21 protein-coding genes are annotated in these 23,463 nt (G+C 43.1%); 12 read left to right on the plus strand and 9 right to left on the minus strand.

The annotated features are described in order from the left end of the window. Nucleotides 1–149 precede the first annotated feature (149 nt). The 9 genes from JMW64_RS02760 to tsf all read left to right on the plus strand — a co-directional run bounded on the left by JMW64_RS02760 (nucleotide 150) and on the right by tsf (nucleotide 9,801). Nucleotides 150–962 carry a crotonase/enoyl-CoA hydratase family protein gene (locus JMW64_RS02760; protein ID WP_201501991.1) on the plus strand — a complete coding sequence of 271 codons (813 nt, stop codon included), beginning with the start codon at nucleotides 150–152 and terminating at the stop codon, nucleotides 960–962. Nucleotides 963–1,279: 317 nt separating this feature from the next. Then, on the plus strand, nucleotides 1,280–2,539 hold the full coding sequence (locus tag JMW64_RS02765) for a multidrug effflux MFS transporter (protein WP_055125721.1): 1,260 nt from the start codon (nucleotides 1,280–1,282) through the stop codon (nucleotides 2,537–2,539). A 369-nt stretch (nucleotides 2,540–2,908) separates the two neighbouring features. Beyond that, nucleotides 2,909–3,793, plus strand: a complete 885-nt coding sequence (locus JMW64_RS02770; RefSeq protein ID WP_045443631.1) for a transporter substrate-binding domain-containing protein — start codon at nucleotides 2,909–2,911, stop codon at nucleotides 3,791–3,793. Nucleotides 3,794–3,805: 12 nt separating this feature from the next. Then, nucleotides 3,806–6,016 carry an ATP-binding protein gene (locus JMW64_RS02775; protein ID WP_201552887.1) on the plus strand — a complete coding sequence of 737 codons (2,211 nt, stop codon included), beginning with the start codon at nucleotides 3,806–3,808 and terminating at the stop codon, nucleotides 6,014–6,016. 62 nt (nucleotides 6,017–6,078) lie between these two features. Continuing rightward, nucleotides 6,079–6,441, plus strand: a complete 363-nt coding sequence (locus tag JMW64_RS02780; protein WP_045443633.1) for a response regulator — start codon at nucleotides 6,079–6,081, stop codon at nucleotides 6,439–6,441. A gap of 29 nt (nucleotides 6,442–6,470) precedes the next feature. Continuing rightward, nucleotides 6,471–6,920 (plus strand): chemotaxis protein CheX, encoded by a 450-nt coding sequence (locus JMW64_RS02785; RefSeq protein WP_045443636.1) that lies wholly within the window; start codon nucleotides 6,471–6,473, stop codon nucleotides 6,918–6,920. A gap of 41 nt (nucleotides 6,921–6,961) precedes the next feature. Next, on the plus strand, nucleotides 6,962–7,411 hold the full coding sequence (locus JMW64_RS02790; RefSeq protein ID WP_045443639.1) for a chemotaxis protein CheX: 450 nt from the start codon (nucleotides 6,962–6,964) through the stop codon (nucleotides 7,409–7,411). A gap of 361 nt (nucleotides 7,412–7,772) precedes the next feature. Next, the gene (rpsB, locus tag JMW64_RS02795) at nucleotides 7,773–8,570 is read left to right on the plus strand and encodes a 30S ribosomal protein S2 (RefSeq protein WP_045443642.1); all 798 of its coding nucleotides are present in this window, start codon (nucleotides 7,773–7,775) and stop codon (nucleotides 8,568–8,570) included. A gap of 346 nt (nucleotides 8,571–8,916) precedes the next feature. Further along, nucleotides 8,917–9,801 carry a translation elongation factor Ts gene (gene tsf / locus JMW64_RS02800; RefSeq protein WP_109591012.1) on the plus strand — a complete coding sequence of 295 codons (885 nt, stop codon included), beginning with the start codon at nucleotides 8,917–8,919 and terminating at the stop codon, nucleotides 9,799–9,801. Between the two features lie 211 nt (nucleotides 9,802–10,012). Here the strand turns inward: tsf and JMW64_RS02805 are convergent, their stop codons facing one another. From JMW64_RS02805 to hflX, 4 genes are all read right to left on the minus strand, one after another. Next, the gene (locus tag JMW64_RS02805; protein ID WP_198329664.1) at nucleotides 10,013–10,831 is read right to left on the minus strand and encodes a lytic transglycosylase domain-containing protein; all 819 of its coding nucleotides are present in this window, start codon (nucleotides 10,829–10,831) and stop codon (nucleotides 10,013–10,015) included. A gap of 406 nt (nucleotides 10,832–11,237) precedes the next feature. After that, entirely contained in the window at nucleotides 11,238–11,927 is a 690-nt protein-coding gene (locus tag JMW64_RS02810) for an LrgB family protein (protein WP_055125716.1), read from the minus strand. Nucleotides 11,928–11,949: 22 nt separating this feature from the next. Next, nucleotides 11,950–12,384 (minus strand): CidA/LrgA family protein, encoded by a 435-nt coding sequence (locus JMW64_RS02815; protein WP_201552889.1) that lies wholly within the window; start codon nucleotides 12,382–12,384, stop codon nucleotides 11,950–11,952. Between the two features lie 384 nt (nucleotides 12,385–12,768). Then, nucleotides 12,769–14,232, minus strand: coding sequence for a ribosome rescue GTPase HflX (gene hflX, locus JMW64_RS02820; RefSeq protein WP_201552893.1), 1,464 nt, complete (start codon nucleotides 14,230–14,232; stop codon nucleotides 12,769–12,771). Between the two features lie 342 nt (nucleotides 14,233–14,574). Between hflX and JMW64_RS02825 the strand changes: the two genes are divergently transcribed. Then, nucleotides 14,575–15,375 carry a lysophospholipid acyltransferase family protein gene (locus tag JMW64_RS02825; protein ID WP_109591016.1) on the plus strand — a complete coding sequence of 267 codons (801 nt, stop codon included), beginning with the start codon at nucleotides 14,575–14,577 and terminating at the stop codon, nucleotides 15,373–15,375. A 142-nt stretch (nucleotides 15,376–15,517) separates the two neighbouring features. Here the strand turns inward: JMW64_RS02825 and JMW64_RS02830 are convergent, their stop codons facing one another. Together JMW64_RS02830 and JMW64_RS02835 are read right to left on the minus strand one after the other, a co-directional pair. After that, nucleotides 15,518–16,558 (minus strand): aldo/keto reductase, encoded by a 1,041-nt coding sequence (locus JMW64_RS02830; protein ID WP_201552895.1) that lies wholly within the window; start codon nucleotides 16,556–16,558, stop codon nucleotides 15,518–15,520. Between the two features lie 50 nt (nucleotides 16,559–16,608). After that, on the minus strand, nucleotides 16,609–17,106 hold the full coding sequence (locus tag JMW64_RS02835) for an FKBP-type peptidyl-prolyl cis-trans isomerase (RefSeq protein WP_045453721.1): 498 nt from the start codon (nucleotides 17,104–17,106) through the stop codon (nucleotides 16,609–16,611). A 148-nt stretch (nucleotides 17,107–17,254) separates the two neighbouring features. Here JMW64_RS02835 and JMW64_RS02840 point away from each other — a divergent pair, with 148 nt between their 5' ends. Both JMW64_RS02840 and JMW64_RS02845 read left to right on the plus strand, forming a co-directional pair. Continuing rightward, nucleotides 17,255–17,926, plus strand: coding sequence for a DUF1294 domain-containing protein (locus JMW64_RS02840; protein WP_060490442.1), 672 nt, complete (start codon nucleotides 17,255–17,257; stop codon nucleotides 17,924–17,926). A 216-nt stretch (nucleotides 17,927–18,142) separates the two neighbouring features. Continuing rightward, nucleotides 18,143–18,754 carry a glutathione S-transferase family protein gene (locus JMW64_RS02845; RefSeq protein ID WP_045453726.1) on the plus strand — a complete coding sequence of 204 codons (612 nt, stop codon included), beginning with the start codon at nucleotides 18,143–18,145 and terminating at the stop codon, nucleotides 18,752–18,754. Nucleotides 18,755–18,916: 162 nt separating this feature from the next. On the opposite strand, the gene lspA is transcribed toward JMW64_RS02845, so the two are convergent. The 3 genes from lspA to JMW64_RS02860 form a co-directional block, all read right to left on the minus strand. Further along, nucleotides 18,917–19,564, minus strand: a complete 648-nt coding sequence (lspA, locus tag JMW64_RS02850) for a signal peptidase II (RefSeq protein WP_201552897.1) — start codon at nucleotides 19,562–19,564, stop codon at nucleotides 18,917–18,919. Then, nucleotides 19,557–22,403: an isoleucine--tRNA ligase gene (gene ileS / locus JMW64_RS02855; RefSeq protein WP_201552920.1), complete on the minus strand. Its 2,847-nt coding sequence runs from the start codon at nucleotides 22,401–22,403 to the stop codon at nucleotides 19,557–19,559. Before ileS ends, lspA begins: the two co-directional genes overlap by 8 nt. Nucleotides 22,404–22,828: 425 nt before the next feature. Continuing rightward, nucleotides 22,829–23,380: a protein disulfide oxidoreductase gene (locus JMW64_RS02860; RefSeq protein ID WP_201555006.1), complete on the minus strand. Its 552-nt coding sequence runs from the start codon at nucleotides 23,378–23,380 to the stop codon at nucleotides 22,829–22,831. Nucleotides 23,381–23,463 lie beyond the last annotated feature (83 nt).

Below are 23,463 nucleotides of genomic sequence, written 5' to 3' on the forward strand. Positions count from 1 at the left end.
TATGACATTAAGGTTGAATCGAATCTTTGCAGTCAGTTATTGATGAGGTAGCGTCGTAACAAGGCTGTTAATATTGTTGTCATCAGCTTTAGACGTATCGGCATCATATTTAGATGCCATTTCTATTTTATTCATGAATAAGGATTGTTATGAACGCGATTGCCACTTACCAATATGAAACCTTACAAGTTAGTATGACCGACAATATACTCACGGTAACCTTGAATCGCCCACACAAAAAAAATGCCATGAGCTTTAAAGTGGTGAAAGAGTTGATAGCTGTCGCAGAACGCATTGGTAAAGATAAAACGATACGTGCGGTGATTCTAAATGGTGCTGAAGGCACGTTTTGTGCAGGCATAGACTTAGGTGATTTGAATCATCCAAAAAATCAAGCGTTCGCCGTTTGGGAGCTGATAAAGCCATGGCAGAGCTCGTTCCAGCGTGTTTGTCTGGTATGGCGCGATGTGCCTGTACCGGTCATTGCCGTATTAGAAGGCTATTGTATCGGTGCAGGTCTTCAGCTAGCGCTGGCTTGCGATGTGCGTATCAGTCATCCAGATTGCAAACTGTCCATTATGGAAGCTAAGTGGGGTCTGGTACCAGACATGGGTTTGACGCAATCGGCGTTTGGCGTGGTACGTGAAGATGTGCTAAAAGAGCTTGCCATGAGTGCGCGTATCGTGACTGCCAGTGAGGGCAAAGCATTGGGTCTTGTCAGCCATTGCAATGAAGCGCCACTTGAGCAGGCGCAAAAGCTCGCTGCTGAATTTGCAGAGCGCTCTCCTGATGCGGTGTTGGCGAGTAAGCGTGTGGTCAATGCTATGTTCCAGCAGCCAGCCACTACTTTATATAAAGAAAAAGTATGGCAGCTTAAAATGATGCTCGGTCGTAATCGCAAGCTTGCTTTAAGAAAAGCCAAGCAAGCCAGTACGGCATTTGGCAAGCGCCAGTTCCGCTAAATATCTTTTACTAATTATGCCGCTATGCTAACGCTCAGACCTATTTTGACAAATTATTGTGATTGTTTTTAGTTGTTATTGTTTGTTTTATTCACGTCATACCTCTATTGAAATGTGAGGGGATAGTACGATATATCACTATCCACTTGCGCCGCTGCATGCAAATGTGCACTAATGGTGGCAATGACCCTTGTTTTCAGTATTGAGTAAAGACTAAATATTAAAGACAATGGAAGCCTGAATAATACAATAACAATCACTAGGGTGTATTGAACCTTTATAACGATTCAATACACTCTATATAAAATGGTCTGAATATGTCTGCTCCAAAATCCTCTCTACCCAATCGACCCATTGCTTCTGAGCGCGTACGCTCTGCTGATTTGCCTGTTGCATGGATTATGATGCTTGGACTTATCGTGGCAGTGGGGCCATTGTCTATTGATATGTATCTGCCTGCATTACCATCTATGGCAGATGACTTTGGCGTATCTACAGCCTTTATGGCCAATTCTGTTCCTGCCTATTTTTTAGGCTTGGTATTTGGCCAGCTATTTTATGGTCCATTTAGTGATCGTGTCGGTCGTGTTAAGCCTTTATATATCGGTATGACGCTATATGTCATCGCCTCCATTGTTTGTGCGACTACTAATAACGAGTATGTATTGTTTGTTGGACGGACGATGCAAGCGCTTGGTGCGTGTGTTGGCGCGGTGGTCACTCGTGCCGCGATTCGCGATCGATTGACTGCTAAGCAAACCGCAAAAGCCTTTTCTATTATGATTTTGGTGATGGGTTTAGCGCCGATATTAGCCCCATCGCTTGGTGCGCTATTTCTACAGTTTTTTAGCTGGCACTCTATTTTTTGGTTTTTGGCTGCTTTTGGCACGTTGAATTTATTACTCACAAAGTTTTTCTTCTTTGAAACGTTGACGGAAGAAAATCGTAATGTACGTCCTGCAAGAGAAGTACTGAGTCAGTACTGGGACTTATTAAAAGACCCGACGTTCAATTATCCAGCGATTGGTGGCGGCCTGCTGATGGGGGCGATGTTTGTTTATATCAGTTCAGCCTCTGAGCTAATTATGGATACCTATGGGGTATCCGCAACCCACTTCGCTTGGCTATTTGGGATGAATGCTGCTGGTTTTGTGGGTTTGACTCAGCTGAATCAGTGGCTCACCAATCGCTTTCGTATTTTGAGTATTTTGCGCTTTGGTGCGATGATGCAGGTTATTTCTGCAGGCGTGCTATTTGTAATAGGTCTATTTTTGGGTACTGATGCTTGGCTTCCACTGGTGCTGGCTTGTATTTTCTTCTGTATCGCAGGCTTAGGTCTTACTCAGCCAAATGCTTCTGCTATTGCGCTGGCCTTTCAAAAACGCCGAGCGGGCATGGCAAGTGCGCTACAAGGCTCGCTCATGTTTTCAGTCGGTATCTTTGGTGGATTATTATTAAACCTATTTCCAGTTAATCCCGTACTCAAAATTGGTATTGCGATGTTCGCGTTAATGAGTCTTGGCTGTTTTTTAATTTGGCAGATAGATCGTAATTTAAATCTGGACGATGCGGAGTAAGCCAGAAGCTTTATAGTTTTTTGCACTAGAATCTTAAAAGGCATTCTTAAAAGGCATTCTTACATTAATTATGTAGGGATGCTTTTTTTGTACTTTTTATTTTATTTTTTGCATAAGACTGCGCATAAAACAAGGACATATTACAAGTTTTCAGTCATATAGATAGACTTATGTATGCCCTTAATATCCTTTATTTGCCATATATAACAAATTGTACGTAATAACTAAACATAATTATTGCAATCATAAAGTTAGGCAAGTATTATCAAACGTAACTTTCTGTAAGTAAGTATTGTGAAGATATTACCTAACCTTGCTAGATTGTCATTAATTAATATGTACAACCACGTGAAGCTTTAAGGGTAAATTATGATGCAGTTATATCGAGTGTTACCAATTGTATTGAGTGTTGGCCTGTTTGGCTGCGGTAACTCTTCCACTCAAGAAAATGCCAATTCGACTGGTACGCCAGTAACAGAAAACAAAGATAATTTTGTCAGTAATTTGCCTGATACGGCACCAACATTAAAGGTCGCTATGACGGGTGATTTACCACCTTTCTCGTTTCAAGATGACTATGGCAATATGCAGGGCACGGACGTTGATTCCATTAGAGCTATCGGCGAGGAGCAAGGCTTTAAGGTCGAGTTTTATAAAGAAACTTGGCAAGATATGTTCGATAGTGTGGAGTCAGGAAAACGTGATTTAGCTATTTCTGGTATCTCTTATAAAGATGATCGCGCAGTAAGATACGGTCTATCAACGCCTTACTTTTTTAACCCAGCTACCATCATGTACTTGGAAGGTAAGTTTGATATCAAAGGCTTAAACGATATAAAGGGTCTAAAAACTGGTACGTTGGCAGGTTCTAAAGAAGAAGATACTCTGAAACAGATGGGTAGCTCGGTTGAGTTGGTTTCAAGATCTACTGCATTTTTGGCTTATCAGGACTTAGTGCAAGGTAAGACTGATGTTTTCTTATACGACATGCCAGTGCTGCAGTACATCATAAAAGGTTATCCAGAACATAAAGTGAAGATTGTACCTTATGAAGCGGCAGACGCACCTTCAGCGCAACAAGTCGTATTAATGGCAAAAGAAAATACTCAGTTGATTAATACGGTTAATGAGGGTATTGCTAAACTGAAAGAAAAAGGGACATTTAAGGAAATTGAAGAGCGCTGGTTAGGTGAGGCTGTACCTGCATCTGCTGATAAGAGCAATTCTGATACTAATACTACGCAATTGAACTAAGGAATTCTGAAGATGGCAACCACTCCCAATGTTGACAATAAGCGCTATCAAGGTCTGATCATTTCAATTGCACTATTTTTATCGCTCATCGGTGCTTTGTTAGCCTTTACGTTCTATACCTCAAACTTATTAGAAAGAAATACCGCGTTAATTGACCAAACCAACCAAGTCGCTAATAGCGCGCAGGCGGTAATTAAAGATTTATTCGATTTAGATAATAGCTATGGAGAAGATACGAACTCTCCACATATTCAGCGCGTTTTGGAGCGTTTGGAGGAAAATACGGCGTTGATTACCAGCTCTATTGCTGCTATTGAGCAAGGTGCAACGATCACTGACGTTGATGGCAAAACTTATGATCTGCCAAAGATTGACAGCAACGCACAAGTAAACATTACCGCGGCTAATGAGCAGTGGAAAGCGTTAGAGCCTAAGATTCAAGCATATCTCAAAGATGCTGATAATATTATGGTTTCCTCTGAAGATGATCTGACCCAAGCCGTTGAACAAGCCAAGACGTCAAGTCTATTGATTAACGATTCGTTAGACAATTTGACCAAAGATGTTTTCAATAGTGCCGAACGCCAAGCGACGACCATTCGTCTTATTCAGGTACTTGGTGTTGCCGCCATCTTTACCTACTTTCTAATCTTTGTATTCTTCTTTGTACGTCGTTTACGTGAAACCGATGCTGAAGCGTTCGCTGCTCGTCGCGAGACGCAAGAGATTATGGAGACGGTAAATACGGGTCTATTCTTACTTGATAAAGACTTGAATATTGGTCAGCAGCATTCTCGCGCACTGAATGATATTATCGGTGAGGACAGATTGTCAGGAGAGAACTTTACCAACGTTTTACGTGGGCGTATTTCTGATAAAGATCTGAAAACCACACAGCAATTTATTGAGCAGCTTTACAATCCACGCGTTAAAGAAAAATTGGTAGATTCTCTCAATCCACTGCACAAAGTCATGCTACACAACAATGCTGGTGATAAAGCACAGAATAATCGCTTTTTAGACTTCAAGTTCTCACGTGTTTATGACAACAAAGACATTGCCCGTATTTTGGTCAACGTCAACGATGTATCAGATGCCGTATATTTAGAGCAGCGTCTAGAAAAAGAGCGCTCGCAAAATGATATGCAGATTGAGATGCTCACCACGATTCTAAATGTAAATCCAAAAATCATTAATGAGTTTATTGATAATACGCAGATGCACATTGAGAAGATGAACAATATCTTGAAAAATCCTGGTAGCTCTCAATACGAGCTTGAGGGCAAACTAAAAGCCATCTATCGCGAAATGCATAGCTTAAAAGGTGAGGCATCTGCGCTAAAACTGCACAGCTTTACTAAAATTGCCTCAGATGCAGAAGACAAACTGCACGCATTGCAAAACCAAGGTCAATTATCTGGTAACGATTTCTTGCCATTGGCCGTACATTTGGATGACTTATTAAGCCTATCAAATACCATCGCAACCTTGGGCGAGCGTATTAACCGTTCAGCACCAGCGACTGCACCAACTGCAAATGGGTTAGATGACAATAGTGCTCAAAACAGTATGTCAAAAACGGTAGTGACTGACAGTCAGACATCAAATCCTTCAATCAGTAGCATGGATACTGATATTGGTCAGGATATTGACCTAGATAATGAAGCAACTGATGACCATCTGTCTTTTTATAAAGCATTTGCAAAAGATATTGCCGCAAGACAAGGTAAGCAAGTAGAGCTAAAGAGTAATACGCTGATGCAAGCGGACATACCAGCGCATCTGGTAAAGCCGATTAAAGAGATTAGCATTCAGCTACTACGTAATGCCGTGGTGCATGGCATTGAAGCGCCAAGTGTTCGTCATTCGATTGGTAAGACTGCGGTTGGGACGATTGATTTAGAACTAAAAGACAACGGCTCAGATTTCATGCTGATGGTGCAAGATGATGGTCAAGGTATTGATTATGACAGCATTCGTGCCAAGTTAAGCAGTGATGGTCGTTTTAGTACAGAAGAAGCCAGTCAGCTCAGTCAAAGCGAGCTGCTCAAACAACTGTTTTCTTCGGGTTTCTCTACCAAAGAACACGCAGATGAAGATGGCGGACGCGGTGTCGGTCTCGATATCATTAAAGCAAAAGTAAAAGATTATGATGGCAAGCTTAACGTAAACAGCGAATTTGGTCAGATGACACGGTTTGTTATTACTTTACCAAAAGCTTAATTAGAAACAGCAGGTATATTGTCAAGGATGACAAGCACTTCATTAAAGGTAATAGATCAGTTATGCATAAGTTAATGATTGTTGATGATTCAAATATTATTAGAAATCGTATTCAACGCGCGTACGATTCAGGGCAGTTTATGCTGGTTGCGACGGCAACCAGTGGTGTTCAAGCCATTGAAAAGTTCAATGTCCATCGTCCTGATGTAATCACTATGGACTTGACCATGCCACAAATGGACGGGCTTGAATGCATTGAGAAAATCATTGCGATTGACCCTGAAGTACGAATTTTAGTGGTGTCAGCACTGTCTGATAAAGCCACTGGCATTGAAGCATTGTCGTTGGGTGCCAGCGGATTTTTGTGCAAGCCTTTTTCAGAAGAAGAGCTTGTAGAGTCTTTGTATGAGCTAATGCAAGACTAAACCATTCAACGACTTAAGTAGATGTCATTATGAAAGAACAAAAGCTACAGATTTTTTTAAGTATTATTAGTAATTATTTTAATCAGTTTGGGGGCGAGGAGCTTGTCGCTGACACCCCATATCTGTTAGAGAACAAACAGCCAAAAGTCCATGATTATACGGGTGTGATCGGTATATCGGGTGGACAAAAAGGCGTGGTGTATTTTTCGGCAACCCGTCAGTTATTGTCCGCTATACTGGATAGCATGGGTGAAACGGATAAAAGCGATGAGAATTATATCGATTTGGCTGGTGAAGTGGCCAATACCATCGCTGGTAATGCGCGTAAAGAGTTTGGCTCAGAGTTCCATATTTCTGTGCCGTTTGTATTTAAAGGCTCTCCACAAAGTATTGTGTTGCCGAATGATGAGCGTTCTTTTATCATTCCCATCACTTGGAACTCGCAGATAGGCGAGATTGTGGTCTGTTTGCAGGATTAACGTTGCTGCCACCGCGTCATAAAGATGGATATTAATATATTATGGTTAAAGTAGAAAAATTGGGTGTGTTTCTGAGCTCAATCAATGCATTTTTTGCACAAATTGATGGCTCGGAAGTGTCCATTGATACCCCTTATTTAAATCATAACAAGAGTGCTGTTGGTTATGATTATAGCGGCGTTATCGAGATATCAGGGCCTCTTGAAGGCTGTGTGTATGTGAGTGCGCCAAGCGTGATGTTACGAGAGGTCATAAAAGTGATGGGCGAGCCTGACTCATCGATCACGATGATGAAAGATCTGCTCGGTGAGATGGCCAACACTATCTCTGGTAATGCTCGTACTGAGTTTGGCTCAGAGTTTATTATCTCGCCGCCGCATATTGTTGAGAGCGCACCAAGCGTGTCTTATTTGCCAAAAGATCGCCAAAGTTACGTCACGCCATTTACCTGGCGTGGGTATAAAGCGGTCATTGGTATCTGTATCGCTTAATCTACAGCTGCTCATTTATTCAATATAAAAAACGACGTTAATGCGTCGTTTTTTTATGCGTTATCATCTACTTAAACAGCATAATAGCGCTAGCAGTCGCTAAGCATTATGTGATAAAATACAGCCCAGCTATTTTTATCACATCGTATTTTTACGTTCAAACGATAGCTCAATTTTTTAAACCAACCCATCAACCAATGACACACACATCATGGCAAAAAATTGCTGGGTGTTTGGCGACTTGATTAATTTGCAAAAAAGTTAGTGCTGCCACAATGAGCATTAACCGTTAGCAGATGCGTGTCGCTAGATAGGCAGTTTTTGTGATGTGGAGGCATAACCCAACCAATAGGAATTTCACATGTCTACAAAGAATCCAACCAAAATCGAAATGCGCGACTTACTACAAGCCGGCGCTCACTTTGGTCACCAAACACGTTTTTGGAATCCAAAAATGGGACCATACATCTTTGGTGCCCGTAACAAGATTCACATCATTAACTTAGAGCACACAGTAAAAGCGTTTAACGAAGCATTGACTTACGTTAACGGCTTAGCTGCCAAGAAAAACAAAGTATTGTTCGTAGGTACTAAACGCGCAGCAAGCGGTATCATCGCTGAGCAAGCAGCACGCGCTGGCATGCCATACGTTGACCATCGCTGGTTAGGTGGAATGCTTACCAACTGGAAAACACTTCGCCAGTCAATCAACCGTCTAAAAGAGCTAGAAAAGCAAGCAGAAGACGGTACTTTCGCCAAGCTTACTAAGCGTGAAGCGTTAGAGCGTACTCGCGATATGGAAAAACTTGAGCGTTCACTAGGCGGTATTAAAGATATGGGCGGCCTACCTGACGCAATCTTCGTTGTAGACGTAGATCATGAAGCGATTGCTATCAAAGAAGCTAAAAATCTAGGTATCCCAGTTATCGGTATCGTTGATACTAACTCTAGCCCAGATAACGTTGATTACATCATCCCAGCAAACGATGATGCTATCCGTGCTGTGACCTTGTATGTGACTTCTATGGCTGATGCGATTATCGCTGGTAAAGAATACGCACAGACTCAAGCGGGCGGCAAAGCTGAGCAAGAAGCACCTGCTACTGAAGAAGCACCAGTTGAAGCCAAAGCAGAAGAAGCGGCGACTCCAGCAGAATAAATCGCTGACCGCTAAGGTTTAACTTTGTAACGGTGTCTTGATAGTTATCTTGTCAGCATTCATATAAAGTTATTAACAGCGTATAAGCTCACACGTATAAGCTTACAATAGGCATGATGTAGTTTTACTCGTCATGCCTTATTGTTGATGGAACACTCGTTAATAAGCGAGTATTATCGCTTATAGCTAGACTCGTGATGCACAATATCTGTCATTACAATGTTGTCTGTTATCACGATCAACCATGAGTGCTTTCATTACTATAAAAGCGATATAGTACCAATAGATAGTAAAGATATATCTCATAGAAATTAAGCACTCCCATACATAATAAAAGGTAACTCTTATGTCAGAAGTAAAAGTATCTGCCAAAATGGTAAAAGAATTGCGTGACCGTACTGGTCTTGGCATGATGGAATGTAAAAAAGCGTTAGAAGAGTCAAACGGCGATGTAGAAACTGCCATTGATAACCTACGTAAATCTGGTCAAGCCAAAGCCGCTAAAAAAGCGGGTAACATTGCAGCTGATGGCGCTATCATCATCGCTCAAGGCGATAACAAAGCATTCTTGTTAGAAGTAAACTGCCAAACTGACTTCGTTGCAAAAGACGAAAACTTTACGGCATTTGCAGAAGCAGTAGCGAACATTGCATTAGAAAACAATGTGACTGACGTAGCTGCTATCGCTGAATTGCCATATGGCAATGGTCAGACTATTGAAGAAGCTCGTGTATCTTTGGTACAAAAAATCGGCGAAAACATCCAAGTACGCCGCGTTGAAGTATTAGAAGGTAGCAACCTTGCTTCATACCGTCATGGTCTACGTATTGGTGTTGTGGTATCTTTTGAAGGCGGCAACGCCGATACTGGCAAAAACCTTGCCATGCATATCGCTGCGTTTAACCCAGTTGCGGTTGATGACGAAAGTGTAGATGCTGATTTATTAGCACGCGAAAAAGACATCATCGAAGCAAAAGCTCGTGAGTCTGGCAAGCCTGATAACATCGTTGAAAAAATGATCGAAGGTGGCCTACGTAAGTACCTAGAAGAAGTGACTTTATTGCGTCAGCCATACGTTATGGACAACGAGAAGAAAGTTGGTGATGTACTAAAAGCTGAAGGCGTAAAAGTACTTGCTTTCAAACGTCTAGAAGTTGGTGAAGGCATCGAGAAAAAGCAAGAAGACTTTGCTGCTGAAGTTGCTGCAACACAAGCACTGGCTAACAAGTAATTTTTAAATTTTGCTAAGAAGAAAGGTGAGTGCTAAGCTTTTTGGTCTGGTACTCACCGATCAGCTTTATTATTAATCTTGTATCGAACTCAAAAAATATGACAAGATAGATTATGAATTAATAGATAAAGCCTCTTAGCACAAAAAAGCCCGTTAATATAATTAACGGGCTTTTTTACGTTTGGATTCAACGGTTCATGTAGTCTTCATTTTAGCGTAGCGCATCATATGCTGAGTTGGCATAGCTGGCACTATTGCTATTACTGCTGGTACCATAGCTGACGTTTTGTAAGCCACTACTGAGACTAGGATTGGCGATTTGATTGCTAGCGTTCATGGTACTGCCTGATAGCCCTGAGTCGTTTTTATACAAGCTATGGTAACGGCTCATGACATTTTTGACATAGTTACGGGTTTCCTTAAAAGGCGGGATGCCGTTATATTTATCAACGTTACCTTCACCCGCATTGTAGCCCGCAACCGCAAATTCTACGTTGTTATTAAAACGCTTCATCAGCCATGCAATATATTTAGCAGAGCCTTCGATATTATCTGCAGGGTTCCAAGGATTGCTGACTTTAAAGCGTCGCGCAGTCGCTGGCATTAGCTGCATGAGACCTTGCGCACCGACAGGTGAGCGTGCATTCGGGTTAAAGGCGGATTCGCTATGCATCATTGCTTTTATAAGCCCAGGATCTACTCCATGACGCTGAGCTGAGGCGCGAATATAACTGTCGTATGAGTTGCGGCTTCCGCTACTGCTGGCAGAGCTACTACCGTAATTACTGCTGCTATTGTCACTACTACCGTCATACATTTTAGAATCTTTGTAGTAAGTGACTTTTACCTTTTTGGTGAATTTGTCAAAATTACCACTTGGATTGACGTTAGTGAGTAAGACTTGTCCGCCTTTGTCTTTGTAAATATACATATTACCTGCTTGAGCAGCAACAGATAGGCTGGATAAGGCGACAGCGGTCAATAAAACAGGAGACAAGCAGCGAGTCACTAAGGTTGTAACATTTATCATAGGGTTATCACTTTTCATCGAGTAATAGCAAATTGCTTTGCCTATAGGCGCGTCGTTCTGCGCATTTAAGCGGTTATCGTGCTGGTAGGATTTTATCGCTGTAAACGATATAGCACCCTAGCAAAAACCACGTCTAACTAGAAACCACTCGCATTGGATACAAAAAATAATAGTTGCTTACTATAACATATAATAACTTTTCGACGCATACGATTATCAGTACAAAGTATAAAAGTCATTTTTAATTTGTAAAAAAATCAACACACTACCGTTTTTGAGTACGTTGATTGAGTATCGGCTTTATTGTTTTTAGGCGTATGTGGTACGTGAATATTCTTGCTGTGGCAATGAACGAATCGTGAGAAATAAAAGCTGTTTGGAGCACTGGAAAGTGATTTGAACAGGGTTATATAGAAAGTGCGCTGATAAAAATAGGCACCCAAACGGCGGTGACCAGCCCGTTTACTGCCAGTCCAAATGCCGCATAACGCCCAGCAGTGTGGCTAATTTGCCATGCTTCGACGGTACCAAAAGCATGTGCTGCCAATCCAAGTGCTAAGCCCTTGGCACGGTCATCATCTATACCGCGAAATAAAAAGCGCGCCAAAGTACCACCGATAAGCCCTGAGACAATAATAATTAAGTTCGCCATGGCTAGTGGTGCTTTAATTAGATCTGCGACACTCAGACCGATGGGTGTGGTCACTGAACGCGTTGCGAAAGCGAGTATGGTGTCGTGACTTAATGAAAATAAATAAGCCAATGACATCGGTAGCAATGCACCAACCACACTTGCAAGGATAACTATGAGAGTAAGCTTTTTGACTGGCAGACCTTTAAAGTTCATTGCTGCTAATGGTACTGCCAACAGTACGGTGACATATCCCAATAAGTGATCAAATACAGGCTTGGCAACATCGTAATAATCGTTGTAATCCCATTGTAGGATAAACAAAAATAAGAGAACAAGCGCCAACGCCGTAATCACCATCGGCAGCCATGAGAGCTTACGTGCCAATACACGAGCAGTCACATGAGCGATTAGCGTTAATAATATCGCCGCAAAGGTTGCCACAAACACGTTATCAAAAGTCATTGCATTTCCTTGTTCATGCAGCTCATAGCTGTCCTTTGTGCTCTTCAACGGTGGTGCTATCGATGCTAACATCGTGATTGAGCGAACGGTTGGCAAGTATGGCAAGTCCCCAAAGCGGTATGAGTGTGCTAATCATCATCGTCAGCATAACGCCCCAAAGCTCATCACCTAAAGCGAATAGCAGTAAACCTGCACCTGCAGACACGGGCAAAAAAGCAAAACCGCTATCCACCAATAAAGTGTTACTGGCTTGGGTGAGCCAACTGGGCAGCCCTTTAAGTAATCGCCATGCCATCAAAATAAAGAACATGGCGACCAATCCAACGATGTTGGCAGCCTTTTCTATTCCTGCCAATTGACAGATGATAACGGCTGATTCACGAACCACGATGACCATCGTGAGTGTCAGGACTAAGGCAAGCCATAGCGGCAAATGGGCGGAGTGAGTAGATTTCATAAGAAATACTGGCCGATTTAGAAAGAGATAGGATAGTAGCAACAAAATATGTAACAGCACTCTAATGAGTGTGTTCTATCTATCAATGATATGAATATTGGTTGAACCTATAGTCGATGATTATATAGAGAGTAGGCAAACTAATAAAGCTTATAGCATATCGTCAGTGCGATTATAAATAGCAACAGCGTTAAGCTCGCTTACTATAATGAATGTATCATTTGCGCCAGGCTACCTTGTGCTCACTTTGAACGACATAGGCTATGGTAGCGCGTTTTGGTGATCGGAAAGCCCCAAATTTAATGCTATGTGCCAAAAAAAAGGATGATATCAATGGATATCATCCTTTTGTCTTTTATAAAGCTATTTTACAGATTCAGTCATTTATATCTTTGAGTCAGGAGTTTCCACTTCTACTGCTAATTCCTCTGACTTAGCGGCTTCAGAATTCAGCGCATCAAACTCATCAAACGCTTTTTCTTCTGCCTCGGTCATCGTCGGCTCTTCAACCTCGTCAGGCTTTTCGAAGTCTTCAAGTACTGGCATCAATAATGTGGCTTGTGCTAATGGCAGTACATCTAAAGGCTCTAAATTGGCCTGACCCAGTAGTTGTCTTAGCGTATCGCTTGGCAAGCGAATCGTTAAACATTCATGCCCGCTGTCATCGTAGCTCTCTTCCTGAATAACACCCAGCTCATATAAGGCGTTTTTTAACTGACCTGCATGATAAGGTAAGGTCAACTCAAAGGTGGTGAGTGTACCAGTCAGTAACTGCTGGACGGCTAACGACAACGCTTCCATACCTAGATTTTCTCTAGAAGAAACATAGACGCGATTGGGTTGTCCTTCGCTAGCATAACCAATATGTGCAGGCTCATCTGTCAAATCAATTTTGTTGTAGACATTGAGCACTGGTACATCATTATCAATCTCCGCTAATACGTCTTTGACCGCCTGAATTTGCTCATGCATATCTTCACTAGAAGAATCGATGACGTGTAGCAATAAATCTGCTTCCAAGGTTTCTTCTAATGTCGCATGAAAGGATTCGACCAACTCATGCGGCAGATGACGGACAAAACCTACCGTATCGACTAAAACAACACGACCAACACCCTGCCAGTCTAAACGGCGTAAAGTGGGATCTAGCGTGGCAAATAATTTATCCGCTGCATAGATATTTTCGTCGACCAAGCGGTTAAATAGCGTAGATTTTCCCGCATTGGTATAACCGACAAGCGAAATCGTCGGCACATCTGATTTTTGGCGGCGGGCTCGACCTTGCGCACGTGTCTGTCTGACTTTCTCGATTCTGCTTTTAAGCTGATTCACGCGCACTTGTAGCAAGCGACGATCGGTCTCAAGCTGGGTTTCGCCGGGTCCACGTAGACCAATACCGCCTTTTTGACGCTCCAAATGCGTCCAACCTCGTACCAAACGCGTCGATAAATGGTTGAGCTGCGCCAGCTCTACTTGTAGCTTACCTTCATAAGTACGGGCACGCTGCGCGAAAATATCCAATATCAAACCCGTACGATCCAGTACGCGACATTTGACCAAAGCTTCAATATTACGCTCTTGTGATGGCGATAAGCTATGGTTAAATAAGACGATATCCGCATCATGTTCGCGTACCAATTCTGCTATTTCTTCTGCTTTACCGCTACCAACGAAGTATCTGGCGTCGGGTCTTTGGCGTGAGCCTGTGACTAAAGCCAAACGATCAGCCCCTGCTGAGTCTGCTAACAGCTCAAATTCACCTAGATCATCAGGATCTTGAATTTGACGGATGTCTAAATGTACTATAATGGCGCGCTCGCCACCTTCGTGTCTTTCAAAATAATCCAAAGAGTATCACCTATTTAATAAAGTAAATATATCGCTATTATCCATTCAGTAAACGTCGATATAGCGTTCATATGACCATATATATGTGGTCTCATCAGTTAATATTAAAGCGTTCTAGCACAATTAACGATGGTTTTATGTTACAGCGTAAATGAAAGCCATAGGCAAATCAGTGAACGCAGCAGAACTGGTTGAATAAAAAGCAACTCATTGAACAAAAAGGAGCTCAGTGAATAAAAAGCAACTCAGTGAACAAATCGTCACTGACTGAATAAATTTTGTTATACTCATGGCGCTTGTTTACGATATATAATCATAAGTTTTTAACCACGAGGGACACAGATGAGCCAATCTAAGTCAGGCTTCTCACTCAGACAACAATTAGGGCGCGGCAAACAAATTGCTGGCATGACCACCACTATCGCTGGTGGATTGCGCGCCGCCCAACGTATTGGCGCATTTAAGCAGCCACCACGCGAAAAATTGCCACGCTATATTCAAGCCTTTTGCCGCAAAATGGCAGGCTCTTTTGGCGTCAAGGTTGTGGCAGTCGAGCGGGTAGAGCAGCATCACGGATTATGGGTATCCAATCATGTGTCATGGATGGATATCCCTGTGGTGGGGACGCTGAGTCCTGCTTTTTTCTTATCCAAAGCTGAAATCGGTGAATGGCCTGTATTTGGTAAGCTGGCTCATGCAGCAGGCACGGTATTTATCGAGCGTGGTTCCGGTGATGCAGGGTCGGTCGCCGCCCAAATTGCCAGTTTTTTGACCAAAGGTTTCTCGGTCATATTCTTCCCTGAGGCGACCACCACCGATGGCAAAAAAATCAAGCGTATTCATGGCACGTTGCTACAAGCTGCCATAGATGCTGACGTACCCGTACGCCCACTGGTAATTGCTTACGTCAATAAAGACGGCACGTTAAGTGAAGAGTTGCCTTACTATGGCAAGCTTACGATGAAAGAGAGCATAAAAAAGGTGCTCGATACGAAAGATGTGACCGCCTATGTATTGCCACTTGAGCCAATAGATCCTAAAGGGTTGAGCAAAAGTGAATTGACGGATTTGTTACAAGCCCGTATGCAAGAAGGTTTGGCGGAACTGCATTCGCGAGTCTTAACGAAAGTCGCTAAAGTTTAAGCGGTGACAGCTTAATAGTTTCGAATATTTAACACGCTCTAATAAAAAAGGCGCAAATCGCTCAGTTTATAACTGCGATTTGCGCCTTTTTTGTTTACTAAATACTCAAACATTAATTTATAAATGCTTTACCTATATCAAACTAAGGTGATGGATTGGGATGCTGGGTATGCACCGCTTCAATCGCTTCCAATACTTCTGAGCTTAAGGTTAAGTGTATACTATCGATGTTGGATTTTAGCTGCTCGATCGTAGTAGCGCCAATAATATTACTGGTGACAAATGAGCGTGAGTTAACGAAAGCTAGTGCCATCTGTGCCATATCTAAACCTGCATCTTCTGCTATTTTGGCGTATTGAGTAGTGGCTGATAGCGCTTCTTCGTTGGTATAGCGCGCAAAGCGATCATACATCGTCAGACGCGCACCCGCTGGACGTTTGCCATCGAGATATTTACCAGATAATACACCAAAGCCAAGCGGTGAATAAGCCAGTAGACCCACATTCTCACGGTGCGTAATCTCGGCCATAGCGACTTCATATAAGCGATTTAGCAAACTATAAGGATTTTGCACCGTGATAGGGGCGATCAAACCATTTTTATCGGCCTCCCATAGGTAGCGCATCAGTCCCCAAGCGGTGTCGTTCGATAGTCCATAAGCGCGAATACGCCCTTTTTTAATCTCATCATTTAACGCTTGAATGGTCTCTAGAAATGGTGTCAAATCATCTAATGGTTGCGCTGCCATCTCTTCGGTATAGCCAAGCTGACTAAAAAAATTCGCTTGGCGTTCAGGCCAATGGAGCTGGTAAATATCAATATAATCGGTCTGCAAACGCTGAAGATTGCCATCGATGGCGCTGCTAATATGTTCGGCATTAAAACGCGTTTGCCCATCACGCAAAAAATCCATCGGCGATATTTTGCTAGCAAGGATAACTTTATCGCGCTGTTTGGTTTTATTAAACCATGTACCCATAAAGCGTTCAGTATCGCCTTGCTTGTCCTTATCCGGCGGCGATGGATACATCTCCGCCGTATCCCAAAAATTCACCCCTTCGCTTAGCGCCATGTCCATTTGTTCATGTGCTTGGGTCTCGGTATTTTGCTGTCCCCATGTCATCGTGCCTAAACAAATCTTAGAAACTTTTTCATTGAGTTGTGGCAACATTTGATATTGCATATGAATGTCCTTTGTAAATGTATTTTTATAGCTGACAGTTTTTTAAGCGATTACATGAGCTTTATACCAGTGACACCAGGCGGGGTAACCTTAAAGATTTTTACTTTAAATAACAGGGATTGTCCGGCAAGGGGATGGTTAAAATCCACTTCGACTTGCTCGTCATCGAGTGCACTAATCGTACCCGGCAGCGTGTTTTTGCCTTTGTCTTCGAACTCTACCATCATGCCGATTTCTGGATTATCAGCGATTAACGCAAACTGAGTACGGCTGAAATGTTGGATGTTGTCAGGATTCCAATCGCCAAATGCCTGCTCCGGCTCAAGGTGGGCAGAGCGCGTATCACCAGCACGCAGGTTCATTAATACCTGCTCAAAGCCAGGTAACAAACTTTCATCACCAATGGTGAGCGTCACAGGCGCATCACGGCTAAAGGTAGAATCAATCATCGTACCGTTCTCTAGTGATACTTCAAAGTGCAGCTTTACAAGGCTGCCAAAAGTGATACGGGTGTCTTCATTGGGATTGATAAATTGTGAGTCGGTCATAGTCAACAGCCATTTATTACGGGATTAGGAATTGGTTTGGCGAATAATATAAGAAATGATAAGCCATCTTGGAGAGTATGTAAGCGTAAATAGTGTAACGCAAATAGTGTAATATATTTGGCAATTCTAAGAGCAGGCAGGGGTTTTTATGGTAAATAAACAACAAGGTCACATTAAAAAGTGGCAAGACGACAAAGGCTTTGGTTTTATCGAAACACAGAATGGTGATTCAATATTCTTTCATATCAATGAGTTTAAAGCGCGCCGTCGCCCTGAGGTCGGTGAGCCCGTTGTTTTTACGTTTGGGCAAGACAACCAAGGGCGTATGCAAGCAAAAGATGTACAAGAACTGAGCTTTGTGCAGCAAAAAATGGCGCAAAAAAATCAGAAAATCCGTCAGCGTAATCACAAACGTAGCATGCAAGCAGACTTTGAAGCGGGACAAAAGAAACGTTTGTTCCTTGGTGTGGGCTTTTATGGCGTATTAATCTTGTTGGCCGCTATGAACAAGCTCAGCTGGCTAGTTGTGGGTTGGTATGTGGCTTTGGGTCTCATTACTTATATGATGTATGCCAAAGACAAAGCCGCTGCTCAGAATAATGATTGGCGCACACCTGAATCAACCTTGCATCTGCTAAGTGCGCTGGGCGGTTGGGTGGGCGCGATGGTTGCGCAAACGTATCTACGCCACAAGTCGCAAAAGCCTGAATTTCGAGTGGCATATTATTTGACTGTTCTCATCAATATGGCGGGGTTATTGTTTATATTGACAGGAGGAAGCTTGAAATTTTTGCAAGGATTACTTGATTCTTTGGTATAAAAGCACTTGTTTATTTATCATAGTGAGCGGTGTAGTTTTGATGTTTAATGCTTAAGTCTAAAATAAACGGCTCATGAAACATCAAAGTTTTATATCTTGAGTGGCTGCTTGCCGTGCATTGGTATTTTGTGCGAGTATGACGAATCGTACGCAATGAGCACGATTTTTCAGAATAAACCTTAAATGGATTTTATTAATAATAAAAGGCGAACGTAAGTGATTACTTTATACAAATACACCCATCCAAGTCGCGCTGAAACGGTCATTTGGGCATTGCAGGAGCTGGGCTTAGAATATGAGACCAAAGAAATAGATGGCAAAAAAGGGGAGCAGCGTAGTCCTGAGTTTTTAGCCGTTAACCCCTTTGGTAAAATCCCTACCATCACACATGAAGGCAAACATTTTACTGAGTCGTTGGCTATTATTGAATATCTCAATGAGTTACACCCTGACAAACCTTTGACACCAAACACAGCAGATGAGAACTTCGCTGAGAAAAACTATAAACTTCGCCAAGTAATTTCATTTGGCATGATCGAGATTGAGAGTTATCTATGGATACTCACCAAAATCAAGGTATTAGACAATTATGAAAACTGGCCTGAGGGCACCGCTAACAACTGCATGAAGTGTATCCAAAAAGCCCTACCAATTGCTTATGCTTGGGTAGATGAGCAGGAGTATATAGCGGGGGACAGCTTTACGCTGGCAGACATTTATTATCAGCATTTGTTTTCATGGTTGAAGATGCTGGGCGTTGCGTTGCCTGAGCAGGTTCAAGATTATCTTAAAAAATTATCGAAGCGTGAGAAATTTCCTAAGAGGTAATCAATCATGACTTTCAGCTTTTAAGAGTGGCGTATAGGCGCAATACTCTATGCCAATAGTCTTTATCAGAAAAAATGATGAATAAAAAAGGTGGGTTACGACTGAGTAATCCACCTTTTTTATTTATTTATAAATTGAATTAATATTTCTAGCTGTAGACGGTTACAACCGTGGCATTTCACGCTTTTTTTCTAAAAATAGCATGTCAATGACAATCAACGCTACACCGATACTAATGCCCATATCCGCAATATTAAAGATAGGGTAATGCCAGACATCAGCGTTGTGTACATGGATGAAGTCGATGACGTGACCATGTAGCAAGCGGTCAATGAGATTGCCAACCGCACCGCCGAGCACTAGCGCTAGACCTGTCGATAGTAGCTTGGCTTGGCGCGGGGCTTTTATCAGGTAGCCAATTAAAAATAGCGACATTATCAATGCCAGTCCCGAAAAAAACCACTTCTGCCAACCACCGGCATCTGCCAAAAAGCTAAATGCCGCGCCATAGTTGTATGCCAATGTCCAATTCAGAAAAGGCTCAATCACAGGTACTGGCTCATGAAAAGTCAGTTTAGTTTCAGCCAGCCACTTCGTCCATTGATCGATAATTAGCACGACCAACGATAGGAGATACCACGTAAACGCACGACGGCCATTCGCAATCATTTTTGGCGTCTTATTCAGACGACTTTTCGGTGTCGTTGAGCTGCCTGTGGTTGCATGAGCTGGTTCAGGTGATTTATCGACTTCACCATATGGCGGCTTGTTGTTTGATGATTCTGTTGAGTTAGGCGTATGGTTAGGCATAGTGGCGCACCTCACCATCACCGCTGACGTTAGTCACGCAGCGCGCGCATAATTCTGGATGTGCACTATCGGTACCGATATCATCACGGATATGCCAGCAGCGTACGCACTTGGTGCCAGTTGCGGCGCTCACCTTGACCACTAAGCCTACTGATTCATCCGTGCTGCCGTCAGTTTGCTCATCTGTGCTTGTTTTATCGGCAGGAGCGTCGTTCATTGGTTTCAAAGTTGCGCTACTAGTGATTAGTACAAAGCGCAGCTCTTCACCCAGCTTGGCCAAGCTTTCGTGCATTGCACCGTCAGCATATAGATTAACATCGGCAGACAAGTTAGCGTTGATGATTTTTTCACCACGTGCCGTTTCGATATGTTTATTGACCATATCCTTTGCCAACATGATACGTTGCCAGTCATCGTTGCTGATCGCGCTTAGCTCAAATTCTGGAAATGTATACCATTCTTCAGTAAATACATAATTGTCAGCGCCATGCAATACTTCCCACGCTTCTTGTGCCGTGAATGACAAAATCGGCGTAATCCAGCGAATGAGCGCCTGAACGATATGATAAATAGCCGTTTGCGCAGAGCGGCGTGGCTGTCCATCAGTCTGAGTCGTATACTGACGATCTTTGATAATATCTAAATAGAAGCTGCCCAAATCTTGCGAGCAGAACGCAGTAATATGCTGGGTGACTTGGTGAAAATCCATGGCATCATAAGCACTGATGATTTGTGCTTGCACGGTTTGCGCGCGCTCAATGATGAATTTATCAAGGCTGACCAGCTCATTGATATCGACGCTGTTGGTCGCAGGATCAAAGTCATCGGTATTGGCAAGTAAGAAACGCAGGGTGTTACGGATACGGCGATACATATCGATTGCACCTTTAAAGACCGTTTTACCTGCGCTCATCTCATAGCGATAGTCGCTTGAGGCAATCCACAAACGCAGCATGTCCGCGCCTGTTTTGTTGATCTCTTCCTGCGGCGTGATGATATTGCCCAGTGATTTACTCATCTTGCGACCGTTTTCATCAACCACAAAACCATGCGTCAGTACTTGCTTAAATGGTGGGCGACCGTATATGGCTTCTGAGGTCAATAATGAAGTCTGGAACCAACCGCGATGTTGGTCAGAGCCTTCCAAGTAGATATCTGCTGGATTGGTCAATTCATCGCGCTGCTCAAGGACCGCAAAATGCGTCGTGCCAGAGTCAAACCAAACGTCTAAGGTATCGGTTGCTTTATCATAGTCAGCAGCCTCGTTGCCTAAGAAGTCTTCACAGCTGGCATCAAACCAAGCTTCCACACCGCCCGCATCGATTTTTTGTGCAGCGACTTCCATCAGCTCAAGCGTGTTTGGATGCAGCTCGCCTGTTTCTTTATGGGTAAAGAAAGTAATCGGCACGCCCCATGTACGCTGACGTGAGATACACCAATCTGGTCGACCCGTCATCATGGCTTCGATACGGTTTTGTCCCCATGCTGGTGTCCAGCTTACTGCTGGGATATCTGCAAGCGCACGCTCACGCAGACCTTTGGTTTCCATATTGATAAACCACTGCGGCGTTGCGCGGAAAATAATCGGTGACTTATGACGCCAGCAATGTGGATAGCTATGCTCAATCTTGGTATGACTGATTAGATGTCCATTGTCATGCAGTGCGGCGATGATTTTTGGATTGGCCTTATAAATGTGCTCGCCCGCAAATACCGCTGCGCTGTCCAGATAAACGCCCGTACCACTGACTGGGTTTTCAACAGGTAAGTTATATTTAAGACCTACGATATAATCGTCAAGACCGTGACCGGGTGCTGTATGGACGAGGCCAGTACCGCTATCGGTGGTCACGTGATCGCCTAAGATTAATGGGACTTGACGGTCTGCAATCAGTGGGTGCTGGGCACGCAAGCCTTCAAGCTCGCGCCCAGATACGGTAGCTAACACACCCTGATTGCTAAGTTTGAGTTCCGTTAATGCTGTTTCAACCAAATCCGCAGCTAATAGCAAATTACCTTTTTCAGTCGCCACCACACTATAGTTATGCTCAGGATGTACAGAGATGGCTTGGTTAGCAGGTAGCGTCCAAGGGGTCGTCGTCCAAATAACAGCGGCGATATTGCCCGCTACGTCAGCCAACGAGGCAACCTTATCGGTATCCAAAACATCAAAGCTCACGTAGATAGCATCAGACACTTTATCTTGGTATTCCACTTCCGCCTCAGCCAGCGCAGAGCTACAGTCCAAGCACCAGTTGACTGGCTTCATACCGCGAGTGACATGACCATTGTCATAAATTTTGGCAAGGGCGCGTACGATGTTGGCTTCTTGATGGAAGTTCATCGTTAGATATGGGTTGTCCCAATCGCCAAATACGCCTAGACGCTTAAAATCTGCCTTTTGCAATTCAATCTGGGTGCTCGCATACTCGCGGCATAGACCGCGGAACTCAGTCGCCGATACTTTTTGACCGACCTTGCCAACTTTGGCTTCGACCTTTTGCTCGATAGGCAGACCATGACAGTCCCAACCGGGGACATAAGGCGCATCAAAGCCTGATAGCGTTTTTGACTTCACGATAATGTCTTTGAGTACTTTATTAACCGCGTGACCCAAGTGAATCTGACCGTTGGCGTAAGGAGGGCCATCGTGCAAAATGTATTTGGTCGCCCCAGCACGTGCCTGACGAATTTTGCCGTACACATCATCCGCTTCCCAAGCAGCAAGCCAATCTGGCTCGCGCTTGGCAAGGTTGGCACGCATCGCAAATGGCGTGTCGGCAAGGTTTAGCGTGTCTTTATAATCTTGGTTTGGCGTATCAGTACTTTTATCAGTCATAGAAGATGTCTTTTTAGAAGATGGATTAAAAATCGATGTAAAGTCAGATGTGACATTTAGGGTAATGCTTAGCTGGCTGCTTAACCGTTGATGATCGCTTTCTCACTTATAATATATCGCTGTGCATCAACGTCATAAATATGCTCACGTCAATAATAAATGCTATCGAGACGAATGCAACATAAAATATGCTTATGGATAATAAAATACCGTGATAGCAATAAACTAAAAAGAGGCAATGAGATTGCCAGCTATTATATGACAAAAAAGCTAGGGTAAAAAGAGCTGGTCAGTATTGTCCTTATTTTAGCCAAAACCAATCATTTATATGAGTGATGCAGCATCTATTGAATCATACGGATGGCAAGTGCCATTGTCTATCGATTGGGCTCTAAATAATTGGACTCTAAACAGGAGGCTAAGCGTTAAAAAACTGATGATAACCATAAGCGCAATTTCAGCGACCATAAGGGTTGAATGCCCGTCAACCCTTGAGTCATCTCGCCATTCTTTAATATGACATACGAAGGCGTCACTTGTCCTTGCCAATCAGCGAAGATGCTGCCTTCTTGATCATTTATCGTCGTAAAGCGATAGCTGTTTTCATTAAGGTAGCGATTCAGCTCTTGGTCAGTACCTGATTTAATGGCAATCGTAACGACTGGATAATCATTTGCGGCGGCAAGTTTGTCTATGGTCGGCGAGGTGATACTACAAATGGGACACCACGTGCCCCAAAAATACACCAGCGTTGGTTGTTCATTGCTCAGCGCCGCTAAGTCAACGACTTGCCCTTGATAATCGGTCAGTTGCAATTGCGGGTTGGCGGGCATGATAGGTTGTCGCCACCAATTAATAGCGGTATAAATAACAGCAAATACCAAGCCATATATGAGGAGATTTTTAGCGATAGACAACCCCTTTTGCTTGGGCGTTTTCTTTGGCTTTTTAATGGATTTTTCAGTATCAGTCGTCATAATGGCTGCTTTTTTGCTATAGGTTTTGTATAAATGGCTTTGATAAGTGGTTGTTGATAGATAAAAATAAACGGCTGAAATGT

This window comes from Psychrobacter immobilis, assembly GCF_904846065.1.
In the GTDB taxonomy this organism is placed as follows: domain Bacteria; phylum Pseudomonadota; class Gammaproteobacteria; order Pseudomonadales; family Moraxellaceae; genus Psychrobacter; species Psychrobacter immobilis_H.

Bases quoted from the DNA above. Each gene is read 5' to 3' on its own strand.
- JMW64_RS02825 (WP_109591016.1), top strand. From the start codon at position 14,575: ATGAGCCAATCTAAGTCAGGCTTCTCACTCAGACAACAATTAGGGCGC.
- JMW64_RS02815 (WP_201552889.1), bottom strand. From the start codon at position 12,384: ATGAAATCTACTCACTCCGCCCATTTGCCGCTATGGCTTGCCTTAGTC.
- tsf (WP_109591012.1), top strand. From the start codon at position 8,917: ATGTCAGAAGTAAAAGTATCTGCCAAAATGGTAAAAGAATTGCGTGAC.
- JMW64_RS02775 (WP_201552887.1), top strand. From the start codon at position 3,806: ATGGCAACCACTCCCAATGTTGACAATAAGCGCTATCAAGGTCTGATC.
- JMW64_RS02810 (WP_055125716.1), bottom strand. From the start codon at position 11,927: ATGACTTTTGATAACGTGTTTGTGGCAACCTTTGCGGCGATATTATTA.
- rpsB (WP_045443642.1), top strand. From the start codon at position 7,773: ATGTCTACAAAGAATCCAACCAAAATCGAAATGCGCGACTTACTACAA.
- JMW64_RS02805 (WP_198329664.1), bottom strand. From the start codon at position 10,831: ATGATAAATGTTACAACCTTAGTGACTCGCTGCTTGTCTCCTGTTTTA.
- ileS (WP_201552920.1), bottom strand. From the start codon at position 22,403: ATGACTGATAAAAGTACTGATACGCCAAACCAAGATTATAAAGACACG.
- JMW64_RS02770 (WP_045443631.1), top strand. From the start codon at position 2,909: ATGATGCAGTTATATCGAGTGTTACCAATTGTATTGAGTGTTGGCCTG.
- JMW64_RS02785 (WP_045443636.1), top strand. From the start codon at position 6,471: ATGAAAGAACAAAAGCTACAGATTTTTTTAAGTATTATTAGTAATTAT.
- JMW64_RS02760 (WP_201501991.1), top strand. From the start codon at position 150: ATGAACGCGATTGCCACTTACCAATATGAAACCTTACAAGTTAGTATG.
- JMW64_RS02790 (WP_045443639.1), top strand. From the start codon at position 6,962: ATGGTTAAAGTAGAAAAATTGGGTGTGTTTCTGAGCTCAATCAATGCA.
- JMW64_RS02860 (WP_201555006.1), bottom strand. From the start codon at position 23,380: ATGACGACTGATACTGAAAAATCCATTAAAAAGCCAAAGAAAACGCCC.
- lspA (WP_201552897.1), bottom strand. From the start codon at position 19,564: ATGCCTAACCATACGCCTAACTCAACAGAATCATCAAACAACAAGCCG.
- JMW64_RS02765 (WP_055125721.1), top strand. From the start codon at position 1,280: ATGTCTGCTCCAAAATCCTCTCTACCCAATCGACCCATTGCTTCTGAG.
- JMW64_RS02830 (WP_201552895.1), bottom strand. From the start codon at position 16,558: ATGCAATATCAAATGTTGCCACAACTCAATGAAAAAGTTTCTAAGATT.
- JMW64_RS02780 (WP_045443633.1), top strand. From the start codon at position 6,079: ATGCATAAGTTAATGATTGTTGATGATTCAAATATTATTAGAAATCGT.
- JMW64_RS02840 (WP_060490442.1), top strand. From the start codon at position 17,255: ATGGTAAATAAACAACAAGGTCACATTAAAAAGTGGCAAGACGACAAA.
- JMW64_RS02835 (WP_045453721.1), bottom strand. From the start codon at position 17,106: ATGACCGACTCACAATTTATCAATCCCAATGAAGACACCCGTATCACT.